This window comes from Leuconostoc suionicum (genome assembly GCF_001891125.1).
In the GTDB taxonomy this organism is placed as follows: domain Bacteria; phylum Bacillota; class Bacilli; order Lactobacillales; family Lactobacillaceae; genus Leuconostoc; species Leuconostoc suionicum.
Genome location: NZ_CP015247.1, coordinates 1400320 through 1423922, shown reverse-complemented (window position 1 = coordinate 1423922; position 23603 = coordinate 1400320). Strand labels below are relative to the sequence as shown.

General features: G+C 38.4%; 19 protein-coding genes, 1 tRNA gene and 1 pseudogene. 17 read left to right on the top strand and 4 right to left on the bottom strand.

From position 1 onward, the window contains the following. Nucleotides 1-38: 38 nt before the first annotated feature. From A6B45_RS07115 to A6B45_RS07060, 12 genes and pseudogenes are all read left to right on the top strand, one after another. Nucleotides 39-830 carry an alpha/beta hydrolase gene (locus A6B45_RS07115; RefSeq protein ID WP_072613957.1) on the top strand — a complete coding sequence of 264 codons (792 nt, stop codon included), beginning with the start codon at nt 39-41 and terminating at the stop codon, nt 828-830. Continuing rightward, complete coding sequence (locus A6B45_RS07110) at nt 830-4309, top strand: PD-(D/E)XK nuclease family protein (protein WP_072613956.1); 3480 nt, start codon at nt 830-832, stop codon at nt 4307-4309. Before A6B45_RS07115 ends, A6B45_RS07110 begins: the two co-directional genes overlap by 1 nt. Continuing rightward, nucleotides 4309-8001, top strand: a complete 3693-nt coding sequence (gene addA / locus A6B45_RS07105) for a helicase-exonuclease AddAB subunit AddA (RefSeq protein WP_072613955.1) — start codon at nt 4309-4311, stop codon at nt 7999-8001. The genes A6B45_RS07110 and addA overlap by 1 nt, the downstream gene beginning before the upstream one ends. Nucleotides 8002-8051: 50 nt before the next feature. Further along, a complete protein-coding gene (locus A6B45_RS07100) occupies nt 8052-8534 on the top strand; it encodes a methylated-DNA--[protein]-cysteine S-methyltransferase (protein ID WP_072613954.1) in 483 nt (160 codons plus the stop codon). A 75-nt stretch (nt 8535-8609) separates the two neighbouring features. Next, the gene (gene rimM, locus A6B45_RS07095; protein WP_072613953.1) at nt 8610-9131 is read left to right on the top strand and encodes a ribosome maturation factor RimM; all 522 of its coding nucleotides are present in this window, start codon (nt 8610-8612) and stop codon (nt 9129-9131) included. Further along, nucleotides 9131-9862 carry a tRNA (guanosine(37)-N1)-methyltransferase TrmD gene (trmD, locus tag A6B45_RS07090; protein ID WP_072613952.1) on the top strand — a complete coding sequence of 244 codons (732 nt, stop codon included), beginning with the start codon at nt 9131-9133 and terminating at the stop codon, nt 9860-9862. The genes rimM and trmD overlap by 1 nt, the downstream gene beginning before the upstream one ends. A gap of 109 nt (nt 9863-9971) precedes the next feature. Continuing rightward, nucleotides 9972-10925 (top strand): ketopantoate reductase family protein, encoded by a 954-nt coding sequence (locus A6B45_RS07085; RefSeq protein ID WP_072614500.1) that lies wholly within the window; start codon nt 9972-9974, stop codon nt 10923-10925. 60 nt (nt 10926-10985) lie between these two features. Next, nucleotides 10986-11501 (top strand): peptide-methionine (S)-S-oxide reductase MsrA, encoded by a 516-nt coding sequence (gene msrA / locus A6B45_RS07080; RefSeq protein ID WP_072613951.1) that lies wholly within the window; start codon nt 10986-10988, stop codon nt 11499-11501. 125 nt (nt 11502-11626) lie between these two features. Next, nucleotides 11627-12583 (top strand): ribonuclease Z, encoded by a 957-nt coding sequence (gene rnz / locus A6B45_RS07075; protein WP_072613950.1) that lies wholly within the window; start codon nt 11627-11629, stop codon nt 12581-12583. Continuing rightward, entirely contained in the window at nt 12570-14537 is a 1968-nt protein-coding gene (gene recJ, locus A6B45_RS07070; RefSeq protein ID WP_072613949.1) for a single-stranded-DNA-specific exonuclease RecJ, read from the top strand. Before rnz ends, recJ begins: the two co-directional genes overlap by 14 nt. 34 nt (nt 14538-14571) lie before the next feature. Then, nucleotides 14572-15102 carry an adenine phosphoribosyltransferase gene (locus A6B45_RS07065; RefSeq protein WP_072613948.1) on the top strand — a complete coding sequence of 177 codons (531 nt, stop codon included), beginning with the start codon at nt 14572-14574 and terminating at the stop codon, nt 15100-15102. An 81-nt stretch (nt 15103-15183) separates the two neighbouring features. Beyond that, a pseudogene (locus A6B45_RS07060) lies at nt 15184-16019 on the top strand (DUF368 domain-containing protein). A 41-nt stretch (nt 16020-16060) separates the two neighbouring features. On the opposite strand, the gene A6B45_RS07055 reads toward A6B45_RS07060, so the two are convergent. Together A6B45_RS07055 and A6B45_RS07050 are read right to left on the bottom strand one after the other, a co-directional pair. Beyond that, the gene (locus A6B45_RS07055) at nt 16061-16765 is read right to left on the bottom strand and encodes a methyltransferase domain-containing protein (RefSeq protein ID WP_072614499.1); all 705 of its coding nucleotides are present in this window, start codon (nt 16763-16765) and stop codon (nt 16061-16063) included. Next, on the bottom strand, nt 16749-17069 hold the full coding sequence (locus tag A6B45_RS07050; RefSeq protein ID WP_072613947.1) for a hypothetical protein: 321 nt from the start codon (nt 17067-17069) through the stop codon (nt 16749-16751). Before A6B45_RS07050 ends, A6B45_RS07055 begins: the two co-directional genes overlap by 17 nt. 380 nt (nt 17070-17449) lie before the next feature. Between A6B45_RS07050 and A6B45_RS07045 the strand changes: the two genes are divergently transcribed. Next, entirely contained in the window at nt 17450-18592 is a 1143-nt protein-coding gene (locus A6B45_RS07045) for a PTS transporter subunit IIC (protein ID WP_072613946.1), read from the top strand. Between the two features lie 40 nt (nt 18593-18632). Here the strand turns inward: A6B45_RS07045 and A6B45_RS07040 are convergent, their stop codons facing one another. Beyond that, nucleotides 18633-19172, bottom strand: a complete 540-nt coding sequence (locus A6B45_RS07040; protein ID WP_072613945.1) for an LURP-one-related/scramblase family protein — start codon at nt 19170-19172, stop codon at nt 18633-18635. Between the two features lie 48 nt (nt 19173-19220). Between A6B45_RS07040 and A6B45_RS07035 the strand changes: the two genes are divergently transcribed. Beyond that, nucleotides 19221-19883: a uracil-DNA glycosylase gene (locus tag A6B45_RS07035; RefSeq protein WP_011680148.1), complete on the top strand. Its 663-nt coding sequence runs from the start codon at nt 19221-19223 to the stop codon at nt 19881-19883. A gap of 105 nt (nt 19884-19988) precedes the next feature. Further along, nucleotides 19989-20969, top strand: a complete 981-nt coding sequence (gene pta, locus A6B45_RS07030) for a phosphate acetyltransferase (RefSeq protein ID WP_072613944.1) — start codon at nt 19989-19991, stop codon at nt 20967-20969. Between the two features lie 43 nt (nt 20970-21012). Here pta and A6B45_RS07025 read toward each other — a convergent pair. Further along, a tRNA-Leu gene (locus A6B45_RS07025) sits at nt 21013-21096 on the bottom strand. A 240-nt stretch (nt 21097-21336) separates the two neighbouring features. Between A6B45_RS07025 and serC the strand changes: the two genes are divergently transcribed. Beyond that, nucleotides 21337-22425 (top strand): 3-phosphoserine/phosphohydroxythreonine transaminase, encoded by a 1089-nt coding sequence (serC, locus tag A6B45_RS07020; protein ID WP_072613943.1) that lies wholly within the window; start codon nt 21337-21339, stop codon nt 22423-22425. Next, entirely contained in the window at nt 22422-23600 is a 1179-nt protein-coding gene (locus A6B45_RS07015) for a 3-phosphoglycerate dehydrogenase family protein (protein WP_072613942.1), read from the top strand. The genes serC and A6B45_RS07015 overlap by 4 nt, the downstream gene beginning before the upstream one ends. Nucleotides 23601-23603: the final 3 nt, after the last annotated feature.

Here is a 23603-nt window from a genome sequence, read left to right as displayed (position 1 = left end):
TTAAAATAACATTAATAGTAAATGGAAAGAGGTGTGACATGGCTTTTTTAGAAGTTAATTATTATTCAAAAGTACTAGGTATGGATCGTGTGATGAATGTCATTTTACCCGAATTATCAGATCATAACCCAACTTGGACAACAGAAACCTTGAAGGATATTCCTGTATTGTACCTTCTCCATGGTATGTCAGGTGATCATGCAATTTGGCAACGGCGGACATCAATTGAACGTTTAGTAAGGCAAACACCTGTAGCAATTGTAATGCCGTCTACTGACTTAGCCTGGTATACTAATACAACCTATGGATTGAACTACTTTGATGCATTAGCACGTGAGCTACCTGAAAAAGTTGCTAGCTTATTTCCACAAATATCAACTAAAAGAGAAAAAAATTTCGTAGCCGGACTGTCAATGGGTGGTTACGGTGCGTTTAAGTTGGCCTTGGGAACAAATCAATTCAGCTATGCCGCCTCTCTTTCCGGCGCATTAGTAGGTAATCCGAGACAAGAAGACTTTTTAAAGATGGAAAAGCTTTCATATTGGCAAGGAATTTTTGGCGATTTTGATAGTTTCGCTGGATCTAAAAATGATATTTTAGCTCTCGCTAAAACGTGTCACAAGCGACCAAAACTATATGCATGGATAGGAGAACAAGATTTTTTGAAGCCCATTAATGATGTTGCCATATCAACCTTGCAGCAATTAAATTATGATATCACATATGAAACAGCACCTGGCACACACGAATGGTATTATTGGAACAAACAAATTGAACGCGTGTTAGAGTGGCTACCGATTAACTATGTTCAGGAAGAGAGATTGAGTTAATGTCACTCAATGTTGTAATGGGTAATGGGCAACATGACTTAAGATCCGAAATGTTGACAAAGATTCAACAGCAATTTCGTCAAAATGAGTTGCTGACAGTTTTTTATATTGTCCCTAATCATGTGAAATTCGATAGTGAAGTCAATGTACTGCAGCGTTTTTCAACAATGAATGGTAACGACGCCAGTGAGTTGTATGCGCAAAGTCGTCTACAAGTCTACTCATTAACCCGTTTAGCTTGGGCATTAATGAAAAACACCCCAGATCGGCAACCAGATATTGTCGAACCAACGGGATTATTTATGATTGTTTCAAATATTTTACGTGAACAATCGGATAACTTACCAGTGTTCTCACGGATGCAAACAAAAAGTGGCTTTGTGTCTGCATTGGTGGCTCAGCTAGTCGAGTTACGCGCTAGTAATGTCACGCCAGAAAATTTATTAGAAATTCTTGAGAACTCTGCAGATAATATATTTCTGAGGCAAACACTTAATGCCAAGTTACATGATTTGGCAATCGTGGCTGATGATTTTAATGCTCGCATGGGTGAGCATCAAATTACAGGACAGGAAACATTGATAGCCTTTTCAAAACAGTTGGCTGATCTTAAACTATCCAACGTTGCATTTTATTTTGATGGCTTTAATGGGTTTACAAGTGCAGAAATGATGGTAGTCAATCAATTAATTACCACTTATCCAGTGACAATGGGTGTCCTCGGTGATCCTGAAAAAATTGGCCAACAACAAGAAGGTGATGTGTTCTTTAAACCAATGACAACGGTTGAACAATTATCCGTAACAGCACGTACTGCCCAGCAAGAAGTGACGATTACTGCCGCTACAAAAATGAGACCATTATCAAGGACCGCACAACAGGTTTTAGGTGCTTGGGCGTGTTTGGGTGAGTACCGCAATTTTACTGGCTCGCGAGATGAGGTACACTTGAATGTTTTTGCAGCCGAAAATCCGATTACTGAAATTAAAGAAGTAGCACGACGTATTAGGCGTTCACTAGTTGATGATCCAACATTACATTTACGCGATATTATTATTTTGTCACGAGATTTAACACCATATCAAGCACATATAGAAGCAGTTATGTCGCAATTTGAGTTACCATATTTTTTAGATATAGATGTGAATATGATGAATCATCCCCTCGTAGAGCTAATATTGAACTTGTTAGCACCTAATAAATTTCAGTATCAGACGATGTTAGCAATTTTAAAGACAGGATTGTTACGACCAACTTTTGAAAATAAAATTGTTTCACACGACGAATTTTTTGATATTGTTTCGCATATGGATAACTATCTATATGCTTATCGACCATATGAATCAAGGTGGCGTGATTTTTCACGACCATTTAAACTTTTTCAAGTGACGCGAGATGACGATGATACAGAAATTTCAGAAGACGAAAAAGTTAACAACCGTTTGGAATATCTACGACACTTTATTGTCGAAGCTTTTGATGAGTTGGATGATGGATTTGCAATGGCTAAGAATTTGCGTCAGTCGGTGACGCATCTTGTGTTATGGTTACAAAAATATCATGTAACCGATGCTCTTTTAGAACAGCGTGATGATTTTATTGCACAAGGGAATTTATCTCGTTCACAGCAGAGTGAAGAAGTTTGGCAAATGCTAACAAAAACTTTAGATGAGATGGTTGAAATTGATGGTGAGCGCAGTGTGTCACTCACTGATATAGTGACCACATTGCAAGCTGGTTTGTCTGGCGCAAAATTCTCTGGTATACCGAATAATTTGGACCAATTAATGATTTCAGAAGCAGGAATTGTTCAAAATACACAGTATAAACAACTTTATTTTATTGGTGGCACACGTCAGAATTTGCCAGCACAAGCAAAAAACGCAGCGCTGATCAATGATGCTGAGCGCTCAATTGTGCAACCTGCTTTGCAGTCAGGAACTAATCCGCGTTATTTGCAAAACACTGCACAACAGCAGATGGCAGAAGAAAACCTTCTTTTTTATGGCAGTTTGATGAGTTCCATCGGGTCAATAACACTTTCTTACCCAATTTTGGAACCCAGTGGACAACTAGCAGAAATGTCACCGTTTTTCAAACGATTAGTAGATACATTTAATAGTGAAGTAGAGGTAATCGGTAGCATACCAAGTAGCGCGGCATCGCTATTAAAGCACTATGTTGGAACAGCAAGAGCAACTTTGTCTGATTTGGTTAAAATTTTACCTGTTTATGGCCAAACAGCAGCTTTTAAAGCCGTTCAAAATGTTATTTCCAATACAATGCAAGATAGACTTGAACGTGTTTTATCAGCACCAAATTATCAAAATAATACTACAAAATTAAAGCCAGAATTCATCTCGGCTTTGTTTGGTGAACGACTAAACGTCTCTATATCACAGTTGGAAAGTTATTATAGTAATCCATTTGCTTACTTTCTCCAGTACGGTTTGAAGTTGCAAGAGCGCGCAACGAACGAACTGAATGTGGCTCAAACTGGTACGCTTTATCATGCGGTTTTTGAAAATGTGCTCCATGAATTAATTGTAAAAAATAAAAGTTTACGCGATATCACTGGGGATGAATTACGTGCCTTAGTGCGACAACATATGCAGAGTCAATTAGCGTTACCAGCGTTTGAAATATTAAATGACTCTGGAAAAATGCGGGCAACTACAAACTATTTGACACGTGTCTGTGAAACGCTAGTACTGAATTTACAAGCTGCAGCACGAGAAAATACGAGCAAGCCAGAAGCTGTTGAGCAATTATTTGGTTTTTCAAAGGAATCATTACCACCACTTTCTTTTGCACGTATGCAAGTGCGTGGTAAACTTGATCGTTTTGATAAGCAAGATGTAAATGGCGAATTCGGTACAATCATTGATTATAAATCAAATGGCAAAACCTTTAATTGGGGTCAAGCTTACGATGGTTTGCAAATGCAATTGTTAACTTATTGGAACGCTGCCCAACAAAGCGCAGGAAAACTTGGTGTTGCGGCTATTGGAGGTGCTTTTTTTGCCAAAATATCTCCAGAAAAAACCAAACTAACGAATCAAACAAATCTTAATGCGCTATTTACTGGCAAATTAATACCAGAAACTTTTAAATATCGTGGCCTTTTTATTTCTGAGCCAGCGTATGTTTCTGCGCTGACAACTTTAGAACCACAAGAAAAATCAGCTCACTATCCAGTAGTATTACTGAAAAACGGTGCGTTAGGAAAGATTGGTGTAGACGCAGTTGATCCAGATGAGTTTGCTTTATTACTACAGCGTAATCGTGAAAATATTATTACTGCGGGAGATCTCATTTTGTCTGGGTATTTTCCAATTATGCCAGTTGAAGGTGGATTAACTTATTCTCCTTATCTTGATATTATCCGTTTTGATCGTGCATTGGGTGATACTTATAAAGTGCAATCGCCAGCTGATAAAAATTCAATCATTAAATTATTGAAAGGTGGTCAAGATTAATGGCAACCAAATTCACAAAAAATCAGCAACGTGCAATTGAAGAAAAGGATCATAATATTCTAGTTGCTGCGTCAGCCGGGTCAGGAAAGACGACTGTTTTAATTGAACGTCTGATTCAAAAAATTTTAAGTGGTGTGAGTGTCGAAAGATTTTTAATTGTAACTTTTACAAACGCTGCAGCAAAAGAAATGCGGGAACGCTTAGAAGTCGCTATTGAAAAACGTTTAAAGTTAGCTGATGAAAATCAAAAACGCTTTTTACAAGAGCAACTTTTGATATTACCAGCAGCGAACATTTCAACCATAGATGCGTATGCTTTACGAATTATTGAGATGTATTACCATGTCATTGGGTTAGACCCACAATTTCGATTATTGTCGGATACGGCTGAACGTAAATTATTACAACAAGATGTGTTAACTGATGTTTTGGCTGATTTTTATGATGAAAGTAATATTCATCATGAACAGTTTTTAACACTAGTAAATAATTTTGGTAATCCAAATCAAGATGACCAGTTACAGAAAATCATTTTAAGGTTATCAGATTTTGCAGAAGCCCGCGCTGACGGAAATGAATGGTTAGAGAAGCTACGTGAACCTTATGAAGTGACAGGAAAACCGCTGACAGCAACAGCGTTATATACACACAGCATCCGGCCAATTATCCTAGAAATTATCAAGGATCTGATAAAAAAAGTTGAAGAAGTACAACTTACTATTACAGGAATTGATGAACTCAAAAAAACACAAGATGCTTTTCTTGAGATCCAAGATTATTTATTATTAATCCAAGACAAAGCGATGGTTGGGTCTTGGGATGAACTTCGGGAAGCTATTTTAGACACGCCAAGTGGTAAGATTAATTCTCAAACAAAGGCAATCAAAGAAGATCTGGATTTGTCAGCCACGCTTGAAGTGGCTCGACAGATTAAAGGGCAGGTTGTTGGCGTCAAATCGCAAATGAATTCATTGATAACATCTTATTTTGCACTCGATGAAAAGTCATGGCAACTAGTGCAAAAAGAATCTTATAAATTAATTGATACGCTAATTCTCGTAACGCAAGCATTCCGAGAATCATTTAGAAAGACCAAGCGCGAAGAAAAATTACTTGATTTCCCAGATTTAGGAACTTTGGCGTTAGCAATACTATCAGATGATGTTACCAAACAAACAATCCAAGGGCAATTTGATGAAATTTTAGTTGATGAATATCAAGACATCAACCAATTACAGGAAACTCTGTTAACTAGTGTTTCGAACGGGCATAATATGTATATGGTTGGGGATGTGAAGCAAAGTATTTATGGCTTTCGCCAAGCAGAACCATCTCTGTTCACAAAGAAGTATAAACAATTTGCAAAAAAAGAAAACGATGATATTCGTATTGATTTAGCGGATAATTTTAGATCGCAAAATAACGTCACTAATATTACGAATTTGATTTTTACGCAAATAATGGATGAAACACTTGGAGATATTGCCTACGCGGGTGAGGCAAAACTAGTTCCGAAAGCCGCTTATCCAGATGATGTACCTGCTGTATTTCATATGGATATTATTGTCGAAGATGCTGAAGAAGATTTGGAAACTGATACGGAAGTATTTGAGAAAAGGCAGGCCCAATATGCCTTGCTAGCCGAAAGAATACTGAAGCTACGTGAAACTTCAATATTCGATCGTAAAGCTGACCCAGCCGGTCTCCGTCCAGTGCAGTATAATGACATTGCCATTTTGACACGAGCTAAGTCGGGCTATATTGACCTTGTGTCAACCTTACGTGCGGCGGGAATTCCCGTTCAAGTTGAAGGTGTCGGTAATTATTTTCAGACGATGGAAGTGTATCTGATGCTCGATATATTGCGTGTCATAGATAATCCACATCAGGATATTCCATTAGCCGCGGTGTTACGTTCTCCAGTTTTTAACTTTGATGAAAATGAGTTGGCGGCAATTCGTATTGCGGATAAAATGCATGATTACTGGACAGCGTTGCAAGCTTACGCGCAACAAAATCAAAAAGCGCAAAATTTCCTCAATTTAATTGAAAAGTGGCATGTAATTGCGACACAAAACGATTTAGTAGCATTAATCTGGGCTATTTATGATGATACGGCGTGGCTTGATTACGTTGCTGGTATGCCGGGAGGTGCACAAAGACAAGCAAATTTGCATGCGTTATACGAATATGCGCGTACCTATCAAAATAATACGCATAGCGGTTTGTTCCGTTTTATTAGATATATTGAACAGTTGCAGTCTGGTGACAGTGATTTAGGCGAAGCAGCACAAGAAACGGATGCTCAAGCTGTAAGAATTATGACCATCCATGCATCAAAAGGATTGGAATTTCCAATTGTATTTTTACCAGAATTTGATAAATCATTTAATACCCAGGATTTAAAGGGCGGCTTATTGATTCAAAAAAATGAAGGTATAGGGTTAGAGTATATTCAACCAGATGCTTTGGTTATGATACCTACATTACAAAAGCTTGTAGTACAGCAGGCGTTAAAGCGACAGAGTTGGTCTGAAGAAATGCGTCTCTTATACGTTGCCCTGACGAGAGCTGAACAACAATTGTTTATCATTGGTTCGGTGAAAGTCAAGGGAGAAGCAGGAAACCAATCCTTAAAATCTTTGTGGCAGCAATCCAAGAACGCTAATGGGCAATTTTTACCTGAATTTTTGCGCTTACAAGCTGATTCATATCTAAAATGGACTATTATGAGTTTAGCTCGTACAAAAAACAAAGTACTAGAAGATTGGCTTGGTGATGGTCAATTACCAAGGTTAGTGGGATCTGAAACACCATTAACAGGAAAGGTGGCTGTTACACTCACGAATCAAAACGAAATTCACGCACCAATAGCGAGTGCTGAGGGGAGTGAATTAGTTGAGGATGGAACCTATTCGCCGATGGATTTTGATCGAGCTAAAACAATTTTGAATTATCAGTATGCTAACTTACAAGCAACACAAACAGCGGCGTATCAATCTGTGAGTGAAATCAAACAAATATTTGAGGACCCAGATCTTGCTCAAATGCAGACGGCCGTTATTACTGAAAATGGACAATTACAACCTGCTAATGTTTTGAAGGTTGACGAGTTACCTTTACCAGATTTCATGAATGATGGTTCGCAAAAACCATCAAGCTCTGCTGTAGGAACGGCAACACATTTGATCTTACAGTTGATTGATTTTACCAAAATTAATACAGTACAGAGCATAGAAAAATTACGTGACGAATTGGTTGAAAATAAAAGAATTTTGCCTGGCGTGGCACCACTAATTGAAATTGATGAGATTCTTGCATTTTTGCAATCCGATTTTGCCAAACAAATCATTGCTCACCAGAAGACGTTGCACAGAGAAGCTACTTTTGCTATGATTATGCCAGCCAGTGATATTTATGACACACTAGAGGATTCAGCACCAGTGTTAATTCATGGTATTATTGATGGGTATTTTGTTGATGAAGCATCACGAACAGTCACATTGTTTGATTATAAAACTGATTTTGTTCGGAATACTCAAATAGATGAAGTCTTGGCTAAATTGCAGGCACGATATAAGGGACAGCTTCATTTGTATCAACAAGCACTTCAACGGGAATATGTTGGTTATCAGGTTGGTGATCCACAATTAATTGCTTTGAATGTCGGTCGAGTAATTAGTGTAAAATAGACAATAAATATTACTTATTGGGTTTTACACGAAAATGTCATGGTGAAGTAATGATAAAATATGAAACAATCTCTTTTTTAAACGGTAAACTAACATTATTTAAACAGAATGATCAAATTGTGTGCGTTAGTCTAGCTGATGATGGTGTTAGCGAATTCTTAAATGACTTTCCAGAATATGAATTAGAACAGCAAGTATTGCCAGAAACAAGTCTTTTTCGAGCGTATGCTGCTGGTGAAAAGATTGATTTTTCGCGGATCAAGATTGGTTACCTTAAATCTACCGCCTTTCAAAGAGAGGTATGGCAGGCTCTAAATACTTGTCATGAATTATTAACGTACGAGCAGTTCGCAAAAAAGATTAATCATCCCACTGCTGTTCGCGCTGTAGCAACAGCGATTGGTAAAAACCCTATTCCAATTATTAATGCTTGTCATCATATCTTACCTAAGAGTGGTGGTGTGGGTAAGTATAGATACGGTACCGACATTAAAAAAAAATTATTAGTATTAGAAAACCTATTAGAGAAGTGAGAAACAGTGCGTCAGTGAGATTTTATGACGTACTTTTTTTGTATTTCCGTTTGTAAAACCTGATACAATAGACTTATGACTAATACAGAAAATTATTTTAAAGTAGGCACAATCGTAAACACACATGGTATTCGTGGTGAAGTGAAAATCATGGCGATTACTGATTTTGCTCAAGATCGCTTCAAAAAGGGAGTAGATCTATTTATTGATACAAAACAGGGACGTATCCCTGTCAAAGTGCAATCATCACGACTACATAAAAACATGTGGTTGGTCTTATTTGTTGGGGTAACCAACATTAATGAAATTGAAAAATATAAAGGTGATGATGTTTATATTGAAGGTGTAGCTCGTCCAGAATTAGAAGACGATCAATACTATTACGATGAAATTATCGATAGCACTGTGGTTGATTTGGACGGTAACAAAATCGGTGTTGTCAAGGAAATTATGGAAACAGGAGCGAATGATGTTTGGATAGTTCAACGTGACGGTCAATCAGATGCTTTGATTCCTATGATTGATGATGTTGTTAAATCAGTTGATGTTGACGCCAAATTAATTACAATTGACGCTTTAGAAGGGTTATTAGATTAATGAGAATAGATGTTTTAAGCTTATTTCCCGACATGTTTGCACCAATGCGCCAATCAATTATTGGCAAAGCGATTGATAAAGGGGCGTTAGACTTTCAAGTGACTGATTTTCGAGATTTCACCGAAAATAAGCATAATAACGTTGATGATTATCCATTTGGTGGCGGTGCTGGCATGTTATTAACACCGCAACCAATATTTGATGCGATGGCCTCTGTGGAAAAGCAAGCTGGTGGCAAAGGACGTGTGATCCTGCTGGATCCAGCCGGTAGACAGTTCAACCATGAAGTTGCTCAAGAATTAGCTACTTATGACCATTTGACTTTTGTTGCTGGTCACTACGAAGGGTATGATGAGCGTATTCGAGAATTAGTCGATGATGAAATTTCACTAGGTGATTATGTTTTGACAGGTGGAGAACTCGGCGCGATGGTTATTATTGATGCCACAGTACGTTTTCTACCCGAAATTTTAGGAAATGCGGCGAGTGCTGAGGGAGATTCTTTTGAAGATGGTTTGTTAGAATTTCCGCAGTACACACGACCAGCTGATTTTCGGGGACGAATGGTTCCTGAAGTCTTGACCAGTGGTAATCACGCCAAAATTGCAGAGTGGCGATTAAAGGAGTCATTGCGTCGTACTTATTTGCGCCGACCTGATTTATTAGAAAAGCGGCTGTTAACGCAACAAGAGCGTGACTTGCTGGATGATATAAAGAGTGAAGAACAGTAAAAAGTTTTGTGTGAAAAAGTAACAGAACTAGCAAACAGATATGGAGGAAATGCGTTTAGCTATTTCAGGTATTGTGAACAAATATCTGATTGCTCACGCTTCTAAAATTATGAAAATAGCAATAGCAGGATTTGGTGCTTTGGGCGCTCGAGTTGGTGTGATGTTACAACAAGCTGGCCATGAAGTGACAGGAATTGATGGCTGGGCTGCACATATTGCTGCCATAAGCACAGATGGGTTAACAGTGCATCAAGATGATGGGGTAACAAAAAAATATTATATTCCTGTCATGACAGCTAAAGAAATTGATGGTAAGTTTGACCTTATTATTTTGTTAACGAAAACCCCTCAATTAGATACGATGTTAACAGATATCAAGCACATTATTACTAAGAACACCAAGCTGTTGGTTCTTTCTAATGGTCTTGGTAATATTGAGGTCATGGAAAAGCATGTTAATCGCGATCAGATTTTGGCTGGTGTGACTTTGTGGACATCAGAATTAATTAATCCTGGGGAAATTCGCGTGACAGGAACTGGGTCCATCAAATTACAGGCAATCGGTGAGGCTAACGCTAAACCAATTGTATCGGCTCTGAATAAGGCTAGTCTCAATGTGACATTATCTCAAAATGTCATTGAAGCAATTTGGCATAAAGCGGGAATTAACTCTGTCCTTAATCCGTTAACAGTTTTGTTAGATGCAAATATTGCAGAGTTTGGTATGGCTGGAAATGGTATGGATTTATCACTAAATATTCTGGATGAAATAAAACAAATTGGTGAGTTAGAAGGAATTAACGTTGATGTAAACGCGATTATGAAGGATTTAGCCTTACTCATACGACCTGAACATGCTGGCAATCATTACCCATCAATGTATCAAGATATTAAAGCTGGTAAACATACAGAAATCGATTTTTTAAATGGTTACTTCGCTAAATTGGGATCTGAACATGGTGTACCTATGCCATTTAATGCTCTGATAACAAGATTAATTCACGCTAAAGAAGATATTGAGCGAACAAAGCTAGCTAAAAAACAGGAAACTTTTGAAATTTAATCTCAATTAAAGTAAAATGAGTATAACTGCTTTTACTTTTAATTTGTAAGGAGAAATAACATGGCGATAGAAACTGCAATATTTGCTGGCGGCTGTTTTTGGTGCATGGTGCAACCATTTGATTCATTAGATGGAATTGAAAAAGTTCGTTCAGGCTACACGGGTGGTCATGTCGAAAATCCAACTTATGAGCAAGTATCCTCACATACTACTGGCCATACAGAGGCCGTTAAAATTTGGTTTGATTCCGAAAAAATAAGTTATCGTGAACTAGTCGAAATATATTGGGAACAGACTGATCCAACTGATGCAATGGGTCAATTCCAAGACCGCGGTGATAACTACCGTCCAGTGATTTTTGTAAATAGTCCTGAACAACGTGAAATTGCTGAAGAATCTAGGGCCGCATTAGCAGCTTCAAATCGTTTTGATGAACCCATCGTGACGAAAATTGAAGACGCCAAACCATTTTATGAAGCAGAAGAGTATCACCAGGATTTTTATAAGAAAGATCCGGAACGAGAAGCACTAGAAATGGCACAACGCTTGCAATTTAAAGCTGATAAGTGGAATTGAATTTAACTAATATATTTTAAGATAAATTCAATCTAAATGATATGAAAGTGAGCGGAAACGCTCATTTTTTGTTATAATTGACTAGTTATGAACGTTATTAAGAAAGCGCTCAGTAGGTAAAATGAATGCAACTTGAATTTCTCGGGACTGGCTCTGGCCAACCATCTAAATTTAGAAATGTTACTAGTATTGCGCTTCGCCTTTTAGACGAACGCAATGCTGTGTGGCTCTTTGATGTTGGTGAAGCAACGCAACATCAAATTTTAAAAACCACTTTGCGACCACGTAAAGTTGAAAAAATATTTATTACACATTTGCATGGTGATCATATATTTGGATTGCCAGGATTCTTAAGCTCACGTTCCTTTCAAGGTGCTGATAAAAATGAACCTTTAACTATATATGGGCCTAAGGGTGTTAAAGAATTTGTTCAAACGGCACTGCGAATTTCCGAAACACGCCTATCGTATCCAATCGAGTATGTTGACTTAACTGAAGGTGTCATCTTTGAAGATCATACTTTTCAAGTTATTGCCGCACCAATGCGTCATCGTATTGAGACCTGGGGATTTCGTGTGATAGAGAAAGATCATCCAGGCGAACTATTAGTTGATAAACTAAAGCAGGAAAATATTCCTTCTGGACCAGTATATGGTCAACTAAAGGCAGGAAAAACAGTTACACTACCAGATGGGCGTATCGTTAATGGTCATGATTTTATTGGTAAAGCCCAAAAAGGTCGCATAGTAACTTTCATTTTAGACACTCGTCCTAATGATAATGTAGAGTGGTTAGCAAAAAACGCTGATGTTTTGGTGCATGAGAGTACCTATGGCTCAAGCGAAGAAGAGGCGAAAATGGCCAAAGCCCATGCCCATTCAACAAGTGCAAATGCTGCAAGTGTGGCTCGTCAAGCACATGTAGATAAGTTAGTATTGACACATCTTTCAGCTCGCTATATTGGGCCGATGGTTAAAGAATTAATACACGATGTCCGTCGCAACTTTGCTAACACGTATGTGGCACGCGACTTTGACATTGTTGATATTCCTTTTAAGAAAGATAGTAATGAATCAAAATAATTGGAACATTCTGCCACAACCAAGTGAAAAGGTTGTTCGGCAGTTAAGCACACAACTAAATATTAGTCAATTTATGTCAACAATTGTGGCTCAAAGGGGTTATACAGATCCAGAATCAGCTTTTAAATATTTACAACCAAGTGTAGAACAATTGCACGATCCCATGTTACTTCATGATATGGATAGAACCATTGAGCGTCTGCAGGACGCAGCTTTTGGTGGTGAAAAGATTGTTGTGTACGGTGACTATGATATGGATGGTGTCACTAGTACAGCAATTATGGTTGAAGCCTTAGAAGTATTGGGGGCAGATGTAACACCCTACATACCTAATCGCTTTTCAGATGGCTATGGGCCAAATATTGATACGTATAAAAAACTTATTGCTGATGGTGCACAATTGATTGTGACAGTAGATAATGGTGTTAGTGGTCAAGAAGCTGTTGAATATGCGATGAGCCAAGGTATTGATGTCATTATTACTGATCACCACGAAATGCCCGCCACATTGCCAAACGCTTATGCCGTTATTCACCCAAGACATCCAGAAGGCCAGTATCCATTTGGTGATTTATCTGGCGCCGGTGTTGCTTTCAAAGTTGCTCAAGCATTATTAAATGAGGGCCAACCAGTTGAGGATCAAACAGAGCTACCAACTGAGCTGTTGGATCTCGTTGCGCTAGGTGAAATTTCTGATATGGTGTCTTTGACCGACGAAAACAGGGTTTTAGTCTCATGGGGATTGAAACAAATTAATGTTTCGCCACGTCCAGGTCTAACTGCAGTGTTGAAAAATGCGGGCAAGAAAGATAATGAACCAGTTATTTCAGAAACCGTTTCATTTAAGATTGCTCCTCGTTTAAATGCTGTTGGTCGTTTAGGGGATGCTAGCTTATCTCTAAAACTTTTGTTAAGTCAAGATCCAGACGAATCAACTGCTATTGCTTCTGAAGTTGAGGCTATTAATGCGCAACGTCAGGAAATTGTTGAAGAGGTATTTGGTTCTGCAAAACAAATGGCTTTGTCAGAAGAATACAAAAATGATCAAGTCTTGGTTATCGCTGGTCAAGATTGGCATCAAGGTATTTTGGGTATTGTGGCTAGTCGATTGGTGGAACTATTACAAAAGCCGACAATTGTTTTAAGTTTAACGGATGGTGTTTATAAAGGATCTGGTCGCACTTTTGGTGATTTTGATCTCTATCAATTTATGAATACCTTTCACGATTTATATGATACGTTTGGTGGGCATGCCAGTGCATTAGGATTAGCTATTTTCCCAGAGCAACTAGATGTATTGAAAGAGCAAGTTCGTTTGAACTCAGCTAAATTACAAATTCATGCCAAGCCAATTAATATTAATACGACACTGTCGGTTAATGAGATCAGCACTGAAACGTATGAAGAACTACGCCTGCTTGAACCTTTCGGTACTGGAAATCAGCAGCCAGTGTTTGGATTGCAGCAACCAAAGATTAATAAAGTAACAACCATGGGAAACTTAAAGCAACATATTAAGTTAGCTTTAGAAAATAATGTTGAAGCGGTTGGCTTTAACCATCCAGATTGGGTGCCTATGGTTGCTAATCCTGTAGGGCTATCATTTGCTGCGACTCTTGGCATTAATTATTTCCGTGGGCGCAAAACAATACAGCTTCTACTAACTGCTATTAATACACCAGAGGCAACTGCTGAAAATGCTGCTCATAAAAAGTTTTTTGCTCAAGTATATAAATTCATTTACGCACATCAGGATTTAAATTTTGCGCAGAACTTGGATAAAATAGCGGAGCAGTTAAATATCAATAAGAACGATTTGAACATTATGATTCAAGTATTTATTGAATTAGGTTTCGTGCATGTTACTAATGGATTTGTTACAATTATTTCGGGAGCAGCACAAAAACCCTTAACCACGTCAATAACATACCAAAAGTATTTGGCAAATCGTTAAAAAGAAAGTATGAGCGATAGCTCTGAGATTTAGAATGACAGTAGACTTACATGATTTTGTTGCAACAGTTGAAGATTACCCTGAACCAGGTGTCAGTTTTCGTGATATTTCACCATTAATGGGTGATGGTGTGGCCTATAAGCAAGCAGTAGATGCTATTGCTGATTTTGCTAAAAATTTAAACGTTGATTTAATTGCTGGTCCTGAATCACGTGGATTTATTGTAGGTTCTCCGCTGGCGTATGCGATGAATATCGGCTTTGTTCCAGCTCGTAAAGGTGGTAAATTACCTCGTGAAGCTGTATCAGCATCATACACACTAGAGTATGGTGGTGTTAATGAGCTAGAAATTCATAAAGATGCTATTAAGCCAGGACAACGTGTGCTGATTGTTGATGACTTACTAGCGACAGGTGGCACTATTAATGCTACACGTGAAATTATTGAAAAACTTGGTGGCATCGTTGCTGGCGTAGCTTTTATTATAGAACTAGAAAACTTGCAAGGCCGTGAAAAAATTATGGAAGCTGGCGAAGTGCCATTCCTAGCTTTAATGGAATATTAAGCAATTTTTAAGCTTAGTGTAATTGGCAGTATGCAGTAAAACACTTAGAACAATAATATACATCATATTGAGGTGCTACTTATGAACAATAGTAACATTAAAGAGTGGTTTATACGCTTTTTCAAAGGGATATTCATTGCTCTAGGGTTTATTCTTCCTGGTGTATCTGGTGGCGTATTAGCGGCAATACTTGGTTTGTATGAACGAATGCTGAACTTCATGGCGCATTTGAGGCAGAATTTTAAGAAAGATTTTTGGTTTTTTCTACCAGTGGGATTGGGTGGTATTGCTGGTATTATTTTATTAAGCCGACCATTAGAATTTTTGCTTGTAGAATATAAAGTAATCATTTTGTGGGGGTTTGCTGGGGCCATTATTGGCACTTTACCAGCTCTGACAAAGGAAAGTGGCAAGTATGGTCGGAACCTGAGCGACTGGATATTGTTCGTCGTCACAATAGTTGTTGGTGGATTATTTCTATATAATATGACGGCCATCTTTGGGAACATGCCGATTAATTTCTTTTCTTGGATGTTGGCGGGGCACTAATCGCGTTAGGCGTTATTGTCCCAGGGTTAAGTCCATCAAACTTATTGTTATACCTAGGATTGTTTGACCCAATGTTAGCCGGATTTAAACGTGCTGATATAAGTGTATTTTTGCCAATAGCACTTGGTGGCATGTTAACATTAATCCTTTTTTCAAAATTAATGAACTATCTTTTACATCACTATTATGCTAAAGTGTACCATTTTATTTTAGGAATTGTTGTGGTATCAACGCTTTTAATTGTTATTCCACCAGTCGCTGATTATAGTGGCTTTAACATAATGAGTGGATTTATAAGTCTTATCCTATTCATCCTCGGCATATGGGTAGGTCACTGGATGAGCAGTTTAGAAGAAAAGTACAAATAAAAAACGATCAAGTGATAATTTCTATCACCAGATCGTTTTTTTTATTGTACTAACCAAACTTGATCACTAATAAAATCAAATGGTTGATGATATTGATTTAACTTTTTTGGGTGTAATAGTTTTGCATTCTGCCAAAATAATTGTGAATTGGTTGCGCCATTTTTTTCACCAATGACAATAAAGTCACCATTAAAGTGTAGCGCACGTAAGGTTTGTAGAACTTGCCAGTCTGTTTCATCGGTATCAGGTGCCCAGCTTAGAATAACCACATCATAAGCCATTGTTTTTATAGCCTTCAATGCATCTAAACAGCTAACTTCTGTCCATAAATCAGGATGCTGTATATCTTGACCGTGCCAATCGAAATTATCTGTTGCGATTACGTTATTGCCAGAAAGTCGCAATTGGCTAGAAATAACGCCATTTCCTGCCATAATTTCTAAAACTCGTCGGCCATCAATAAATTGATTTAAATCCGATAACCAAAGCTTATTTGGTAAATGCCAGACGCCAAAAGACTTAATAATTGTTTGTCGAAATTCAGAAAGTAAATCATCAAGAGGCATCAGTCGTAAATCGGATAGAATGTCTTGACTAGAAAAACTAAGCTGAGGTAAGGGGTGGTCGGGTAAAGTATGCTGAGCAAGGGACTGTAATGTCTTACGAGCTGCATTTATTTTAACCAATGTATCTGGGCTGTCAGAAAACTGCTGAGCATATTGCTCTAGTTTAATCTTCATCGTCATTTGTAACATCACGTCGATTATTTACCTTTGTACCGTCCTTACTAATATGTATATTGAAATGTTTACCATTTCTAACAAACTCAAACTCGTTATCTTTGATATTTTTTCTGAAGCGCCAAAATGTAACTAAACCAATAATGCCAGCAATAGCAGCTATAATTAAGGCAACGAAGAGCGCAATGCCAATAATGCTAAGTACGATTGGAACTGCTACGCCAATAATTGTTAATATGACAGGAATCAAAATTAACAGCCCGATAATCGCTGTAACCACGGCCCCAATAAATTGAAATATTTGTTTCATAATATTTTTCCTCCCTGTTTATTATACTATAGTTTTAGAGAGTTTTATTAGATTTATAAAAAAGTATTGACATATAAATATTATTAGGGTATATTATTACTCATAGAAACAAGCGAGTAATTCGCTCAAAAAATGGAGACGTAACATGACTAAAAATGTTCAAGCACATCAAAATAACGCACTCCTCCTCAACCTCCTTCTCATTTGAGTCTAGTAGGTTGTTATTTGAGCAATTAATCAGCTACTAGACTTTACTAAGAGAGTCAGAGTAGCTGGTTAGGTAGGAAACGTCCTAGCGAGCAATCGTTGGGACGTTTTATTTTTCTCAGCGATTGTTAGTAGCTCATATTGGAATTAAGTTATTAAACAGGAGAAATATCATGGCACAAAACGCAATTACACCACAACGTCAGATCAATACAGATGCAATTAAAGAAAAGGCTGTGCAAGAGAAAGAATCAATCCGTGATACAGTTTATAAAGTTAGTGCTGCAGTATCAAATGCCATTTTGGTTACTTTGGGCATGGGCTTGTTGTTACAAACAATTGCTGGATTCATCCATTGGGCGCCAATGGTGCAAATGGGCGCAATTACAAAGATTATGTTACCGGCAGCATTTGGAGCGGCGATTGCTTCACAAATGAAAACCAATACTATGGTGATGTTTAGTGCTATGGCTGCTTCGGCGGTTGGTGCGAATGCTGTTTTCTTCACTGACAAGGCTGTGCAAGGCGTCACAGCAACAGGATATGCTGGTGCACAAGCTGCTGGTTCAGCTGTGATGACTACTGGACAACCAATATCAGCTGTTATTGCTGGTTTGATTGCAGTATTGTTTGGCAAGTGGTTGAGTGGTAAAACACCTCTGGACATGGTCATTGTTCCTGCCGCCACAACAATTGTTGGTACTGTTTCAGGTTATTATTTGGCAGCAGTAACAACGCCAGCTTTGGTTGCAGTTGGAAAATTCATTGCTTCTAGTGTCGCTGTCAATCCAATTATTGGTACCGCTATTGTGGCAATGGTCTTTGGTGCAATGACGATGACACCAGCTTCAGCAGCAGCATTAGCTGTTGCAATTGGCGCAACGGGTGTAACTTCACCAGAGGCTGCAGGAGCAATCTTAATTGGTACAACAGCTGTATTCGTTGGCTTCCCCGCAATGTCATTTCACGAAAACAAAATTGGCGCAACAATTGCTCAAGGTATTGTTACACCAAAGATTCAATTTCCTAATTTGACAGAGAATCCTGCCTTGATTATTCCACCAATGATCGGTGCCGCAATTGCTGCACCAATCGCAACAATCGCGTTTAATGTTACTGCACCTTTCTCAATGGCTGGTATTGGATTTAATTCGTTTATCGTTCCGTTGGCATTGGCTGGTTCAAATCCTGCTGCGTTTGCCGCTTACATGATTATCGGCGTAGGTGTACCCGTGATCGTTTCATTTGTTGGTTATCGTTTCATGCGTAAGATGGGTTGGGCAAAGCCACAACAATTACACTTGGAAATGATTTAAAATAAAAAGCATGAGTCGCTAATTGAGGCATCATGCTTTTTTATTTTGTGTATGTTGAGCGATAGGATAAGTTATTTGGCCCTTTGAGCCAGTTAAAGTGTTTTAGTGGATTTGATTTTACGCCCCAAATATCGAGTAACGCGGCAATTGCGATATGAACAGGAGCCTGAGCATCAAATGTGACATTCAATTGATTATATAGGCCATCTGGTCGATTTTCCGGTTTCACACTAAGCAATTTTTTGGTATTGTGGTATATGAAGTATCGATTTGCAATGAAATTACCAGATATCAACCAGCCTAAATGTCGAACATAAACAAAGTCACTAATATGGCCTAATGTAAAACTAATTGATCCGACGATATGCCCACGGTAGTTGAGGGTAAATCTTGGTATAATACCATAAGATGTTTGGCGGATACGCACCAAAACGCGGCCGGACATGTCTTGAACTTGAATTTCGTCAGATTTTTTACCAGAACGGCCAGACACTAAATAAGACGCTTTAAAATCTTGGTCGAAAACAATGTTGACGCCATCATTAATACTATGTCGTTGACGTAAGTAATATTTTGTCATTTGCAAACCTCGTATTCAATTACAAGTTTATCACGAAAGAAGAAAAAAATGCCATTATCACATACAACTTGGGCACCAGCTGTTAAGGCCAAGTTAAATCCTGAGTATTTAAAACAAGTCGCGCAGTTTATTCAATCAACCTACCGGGAAGATGCTCATATTTTTCCACAGCAAAAAAACATATTTGCTGCTCTTGAGAAAACACCTTTGCCTGAGACGAAAGTGGTCATCATGGGGCAAGATCCATACCACAATATAGGTCAGGCCCAAGGATTGAGCTTCTCAGTTCCTGAAAACGTTCCAGCACCACCTTCCTTACAGAATATTTTAAAAGAGCTTTCGACAGATGTTGGGCCTCGTCAATCTCATGATTTAACCAGCTGGTCCACACAGGGTGTATTGCTACTAAATGCTGTGTTAACAGTTCCAGAAGGGCAGGCTAATGCGCATCAAGGGAAAATTTGGGAGCCGTTGACGGATAGTTTGATTCAAATTGCTTCTGAAGATGATGCACCGAAAGTTTTTATTTTGTGGGGAAAATTTGCTCAATCGAAACGTCAATTTATTGATGAGTCTAAGCATCTCGTTTTAATGAGTGCGCATCCAAGCCCACTATCAGCTTACCGTGGCTTTTTTGGAAGTCAACCATTCTCAAAAGCAAATCACTTTTTAGTTGCTAAGGGGCGACAACCTATTGATTGGTTGAAATGAGTGAATAAATTCACAAATATTACTAAATACACAGACTTTTGTGTAGTTGTCTGTTACAATTAAATTGTAAATAATTAATTCGTAGCAGCGAATTTGGAGGAATTTATGGAACTTTTTGAGCAATTAAAAAATAAAATTAACGGTCAAAATAAGACAATTGTATTTCCGGAAGGTGAAGATCCCCGTATCCAAGGGGCAGCTATCAGATTAGCAGCTGATAATTTGATTGAGCCAATATTATTGGGGGACGCACAGGAAATTTCAAAAACTGCCCAAGCCCATAACTTTGATTTATCGAACATAGAGACTATTGATCCTGCTTCATATGATAAGAATGAATTGGCAAAATTAAATGCGACACTTGTCGAAAGACGCAAGGGAAAGACAGACGCTGAGACAGCTGCAAAGTGGCTACAAAATGTTAACTATTTTGGGACAATGCTGGTTTATACTGGTAAAGCTGACGGTATGGTGTCAGGCGCAGTACATCCAACTGGTGATACAGTTCGTCCTGCGTTGCAGATTATTAAAACGGCGCCTGGTTCATCACGTATCTCTGGTGCATTCATTATGCAAAAAGGCGAAGAGCGTTATGTATTTGCAGACGCTGCCATTAACATTGACATTGATTCGAACACGATGGCTGAAATTGCAATACAATCAGCCCGCACCGCTCAAGTGTTTGATATTGAACCAAAAGTTGCGATGCTTTCATTTTCAACTAAGGGCTCCGCGAAATCACCCTTGGTTGATAAGGTAGCAACGGCTACTGCATTGGCTAAGAAGTTAGCACCTGAACTGGCGGACTCAATTGATGGAGAGTTACAGTTTGATGCTGCGTTTGTTGAATCTGTTGCTGCTGCAAAAGCGCCTGATTCAAAAGTTGCAGGTAAAGCGAATACATTTATTTTCCCAAGTTTAGAAGCAGGTAATATTGGCTATAAGATTGCACAACGCTTGGGTGGTTTTGAAGCGATTGGACCTATTTTACAAGGCTTAGCAAAGCCTGTTTCTGATTTATCGCGAGGAGCCAATGAAGAAGATGTTTATAAAGTAGCTATTATTACCGCTGCACAAGCATTATAAGTATACAAAAAAAGACCTAACTGAAACGTTAAGTCTTTTTTTATGCGGATAACAGGAATCGAACCTGCACGGTGTTGCCACCATACCGACCTGAACGGTACGCGTCTGCCAGTTCCGCCATATCCGCAGTTCAACTTTTTTATTATACCTGAAAAAGTGAGGGTTGACAAATTTTTCTGGTATAGTAATATTAAATTATTCAAAGAAATAGGGATGTATCATGAACAAGTCAATCTTTAATCAAACATCATCCTCCACTCGACCACTCATGTGATCGGGATTCTTTGCGTACAGATAACGTAGAAATGACGGACAACATGGGTGTGTATACTTGTGTTGTCTTTTTGTATATTGAAAGGGATTTTTAATGACAAACTACAATTTTTCTGCTGGTCCAGGTGTTCTACCAACGCCAGTTCTCACTAAGATTAAAAATGAATTCATCAAAAATGAATTTACGCATATGTCCATCATAGAAATCTCGCATCGATCCACGCAATTTGAAGAAATTATTAACAGTGCTGAAGAACGTTTACGTGATTTGATGAATATATCAGATGATTATGGTGTGGCATTTATTCAAGGTGGGGGATCGACGCAATTTGAAATGTTGCCACTGAACTTTGCCAATAATAAGAATAGAATTGCTGTTTTAGATTCAGGTAACTTTGCTTCAAAGGCAGCGCAGGCAGCAGTTAATATTGGCAAACAGGCGACAATTTTGGACAGCTCCAAAATGGATCATTATCATCATTTACCTATGTTATCTACAGATTTCAACGCTGATGAGTATGATTACCTACATCTAACAACCAACAATACAATTGAGGGCGCTACCTACCATCAATCGATTTTGCCTAAAACTACTGGTCGATTAACAGCGGATATGAGTTCAAATATTTTGGCAGAGCCATATGATGTCAATGATTTTGATGCTATTTTTGCGGGGGCGCAAAAGAACCTTGGGCCAGCTGGTGTTACCGTTGCTATCGTCAAAAAAGATTGGCTAAAAGAACAAAGTATTGAAAATGTAGGCTCAATGTTGCGTTATCAAAACTACTTGGACAAGCATTCAATGTATAATACACCGCCAGTATTTTCGCTTTACGCTCTGAACTTAGTGCTTGAGTGGGTACAAGAGCAGGGAGGCGTTGACAGTATGTATGCGCAAAATATTGAGAAGTCTTCAAAATTGTATGATTACCTAGATAACTCTACGTTTTATCACGCATTGGTTGATGAATCGGCACGTTCACTGACAAATGTTGTCTTTACTACAGCAGACTTAGAACGAGATCAAGCAATAGCCAAAGACGCAACTAAAGAAGGTTTATTTAATTTAAGTGGCCATCGGTCGGTTGGCGGTTTCCGTGCTTCATTATACAATGCACAACCTATTGAAGCTGTTGATGCCTTAATTACATTTTTGAAGAAAGCAGAAAATAATTACAAATGACAAATATTAAAACTTATAACGCTATTAGTTCTAAAGGACTGGACTATTTGAAAGCCCATCACTACGACATTAACGGTAATGATGCGCCGAAGGGTATCTTGTTACGTTCACAAAATTTACACGATGAACCAATCGATGATAATGTTCGTGCCATTGTTCGTGCTGGTGCTGGCTTTAATAATATTCCTGTTGAGGAATTATCAAAACGTGGTATTGCTATTTTTAATACCCCTGGTGGGAATGCAAATGCCGTGAAAGAACTAACAATCGCATCACTAGTTTTAGCAGCACGACCAGTAGTTGGTGCTATACAATTTGCTAATGATACACGGGGCGGGGATGTGTCTTTGCGCACAGAGTCAAATAAAGGTGGTTACCGTGGTACAGAACTAGCAGGAAAGAAACTGGGTGTTATTGGTTTAGGAAACGTTGGATCAAAGGTTGCTAATACAGCTTTAGCTCTGGATATGGATGTTATTGGCTATGATCCTGGGTTGAATGCCAATACAGCTTGGCGTGTCGATCGTCATATTGTTCATGCAAGAAGTGTTGAGGAAGTATTAGAACAAGCCGACTATGTGACTGTTCATATTCCATTAGAAGAGAAAAATCGTTATTTCATTGATGCGGATAAATTGCATCTGATGAAGCCAACAGCTGCATTGCTCAACCTGTCAAGAGGCGGTATTGTTGATGATGAAGCTGCAAAAGAAGCCTTGGATAATGATCAGTTACGTGTCTATATCACTGATTTTGCTGACAGTGTTTTGTTTGACAATCCTAAGGTTATTATTACGCCACATATTGGTGGATCAACTATTGAAGCAGAGGACACCAGCGCTTTGATGGCTGCACGTCAACTGGATGAGTATTTAACAACAGGAAATATTGTAAATTCAGTTAATTATCCAGATATTAATGAACCATTCACGACCAAGTATCGTGTTGGTATTATTCACGAAAACGTGCCAAATATGTTGGGACAAATTTCAAAGTTCTTTGGTGATCATAACATCAACATTGAACAGCTAAGTAACCGTGCTGTTGGGAATTATGCCTATACAATGGTGGCGATTAACGACTTTACTGAAGAACAGCAAGAGTTGGTGAAAACAGCTTTGGATGAAATCCCACACGTTATCTTAACTCGTCGTTATGTTAACCCAAGAATATAAAAA

Bases quoted from the DNA above. Each gene is read 5' to 3' on its own strand.
- serC (WP_072613943.1), top strand. From the start codon at position 21,337: ATGACAAACTACAATTTTTCTGCTGGTCCAGGTGTTCTACCAACGCCA.
- A6B45_RS07100 (WP_072613954.1), top strand. From the start codon at position 8,052: ATGATAAAATATGAAACAATCTCTTTTTTAAACGGTAAACTAACATTA.
- A6B45_RS07085 (WP_072614500.1), top strand. From the start codon at position 9,972: ATGAAAATAGCAATAGCAGGATTTGGTGCTTTGGGCGCTCGAGTTGGT.
- A6B45_RS07055 (WP_072614499.1), bottom strand. From the start codon at position 16,765: ATGACGATGAAGATTAAACTAGAGCAATATGCTCAGCAGTTTTCTGAC.
- A6B45_RS07110 (WP_072613956.1), top strand. From the start codon at position 830: ATGTCACTCAATGTTGTAATGGGTAATGGGCAACATGACTTAAGATCC.
- A6B45_RS07040 (WP_072613945.1), bottom strand. From the start codon at position 19,172: ATGACAAAATATTACTTACGTCAACGACATAGTATTAATGATGGCGTC.
- A6B45_RS07015 (WP_072613942.1), top strand. From the start codon at position 22,422: ATGACAAATATTAAAACTTATAACGCTATTAGTTCTAAAGGACTGGAC.
- rnz (WP_072613950.1), top strand. From the start codon at position 11,627: ATGCAACTTGAATTTCTCGGGACTGGCTCTGGCCAACCATCTAAATTT.
- pta (WP_072613944.1), top strand. From the start codon at position 19,989: ATGGAACTTTTTGAGCAATTAAAAAATAAAATTAACGGTCAAAATAAG.
- recJ (WP_072613949.1), top strand. From the start codon at position 12,570: ATGAATCAAAATAATTGGAACATTCTGCCACAACCAAGTGAAAAGGTT.
- A6B45_RS07045 (WP_072613946.1), top strand. From the start codon at position 17,450: ATGGCACAAAACGCAATTACACCACAACGTCAGATCAATACAGATGCA.
- rimM (WP_072613953.1), top strand. From the start codon at position 8,610: ATGACTAATACAGAAAATTATTTTAAAGTAGGCACAATCGTAAACACA.
- trmD (WP_072613952.1), top strand. From the start codon at position 9,131: ATGAGAATAGATGTTTTAAGCTTATTTCCCGACATGTTTGCACCAATG.
- A6B45_RS07115 (WP_072613957.1), top strand. From the start codon at position 39: ATGGCTTTTTTAGAAGTTAATTATTATTCAAAAGTACTAGGTATGGAT.
- A6B45_RS07050 (WP_072613947.1), bottom strand. From the start codon at position 17,069: ATGAAACAAATATTTCAATTTATTGGGGCCGTGGTTACAGCGATTATC.
- A6B45_RS07065 (WP_072613948.1), top strand. From the start codon at position 14,572: ATGACAGTAGACTTACATGATTTTGTTGCAACAGTTGAAGATTACCCT.
- addA (WP_072613955.1), top strand. From the start codon at position 4,309: ATGGCAACCAAATTCACAAAAAATCAGCAACGTGCAATTGAAGAAAAG.
- msrA (WP_072613951.1), top strand. From the start codon at position 10,986: ATGGCGATAGAAACTGCAATATTTGCTGGCGGCTGTTTTTGGTGCATG.
- A6B45_RS07035 (WP_011680148.1), top strand. From the start codon at position 19,221: ATGCCATTATCACATACAACTTGGGCACCAGCTGTTAAGGCCAAGTTA.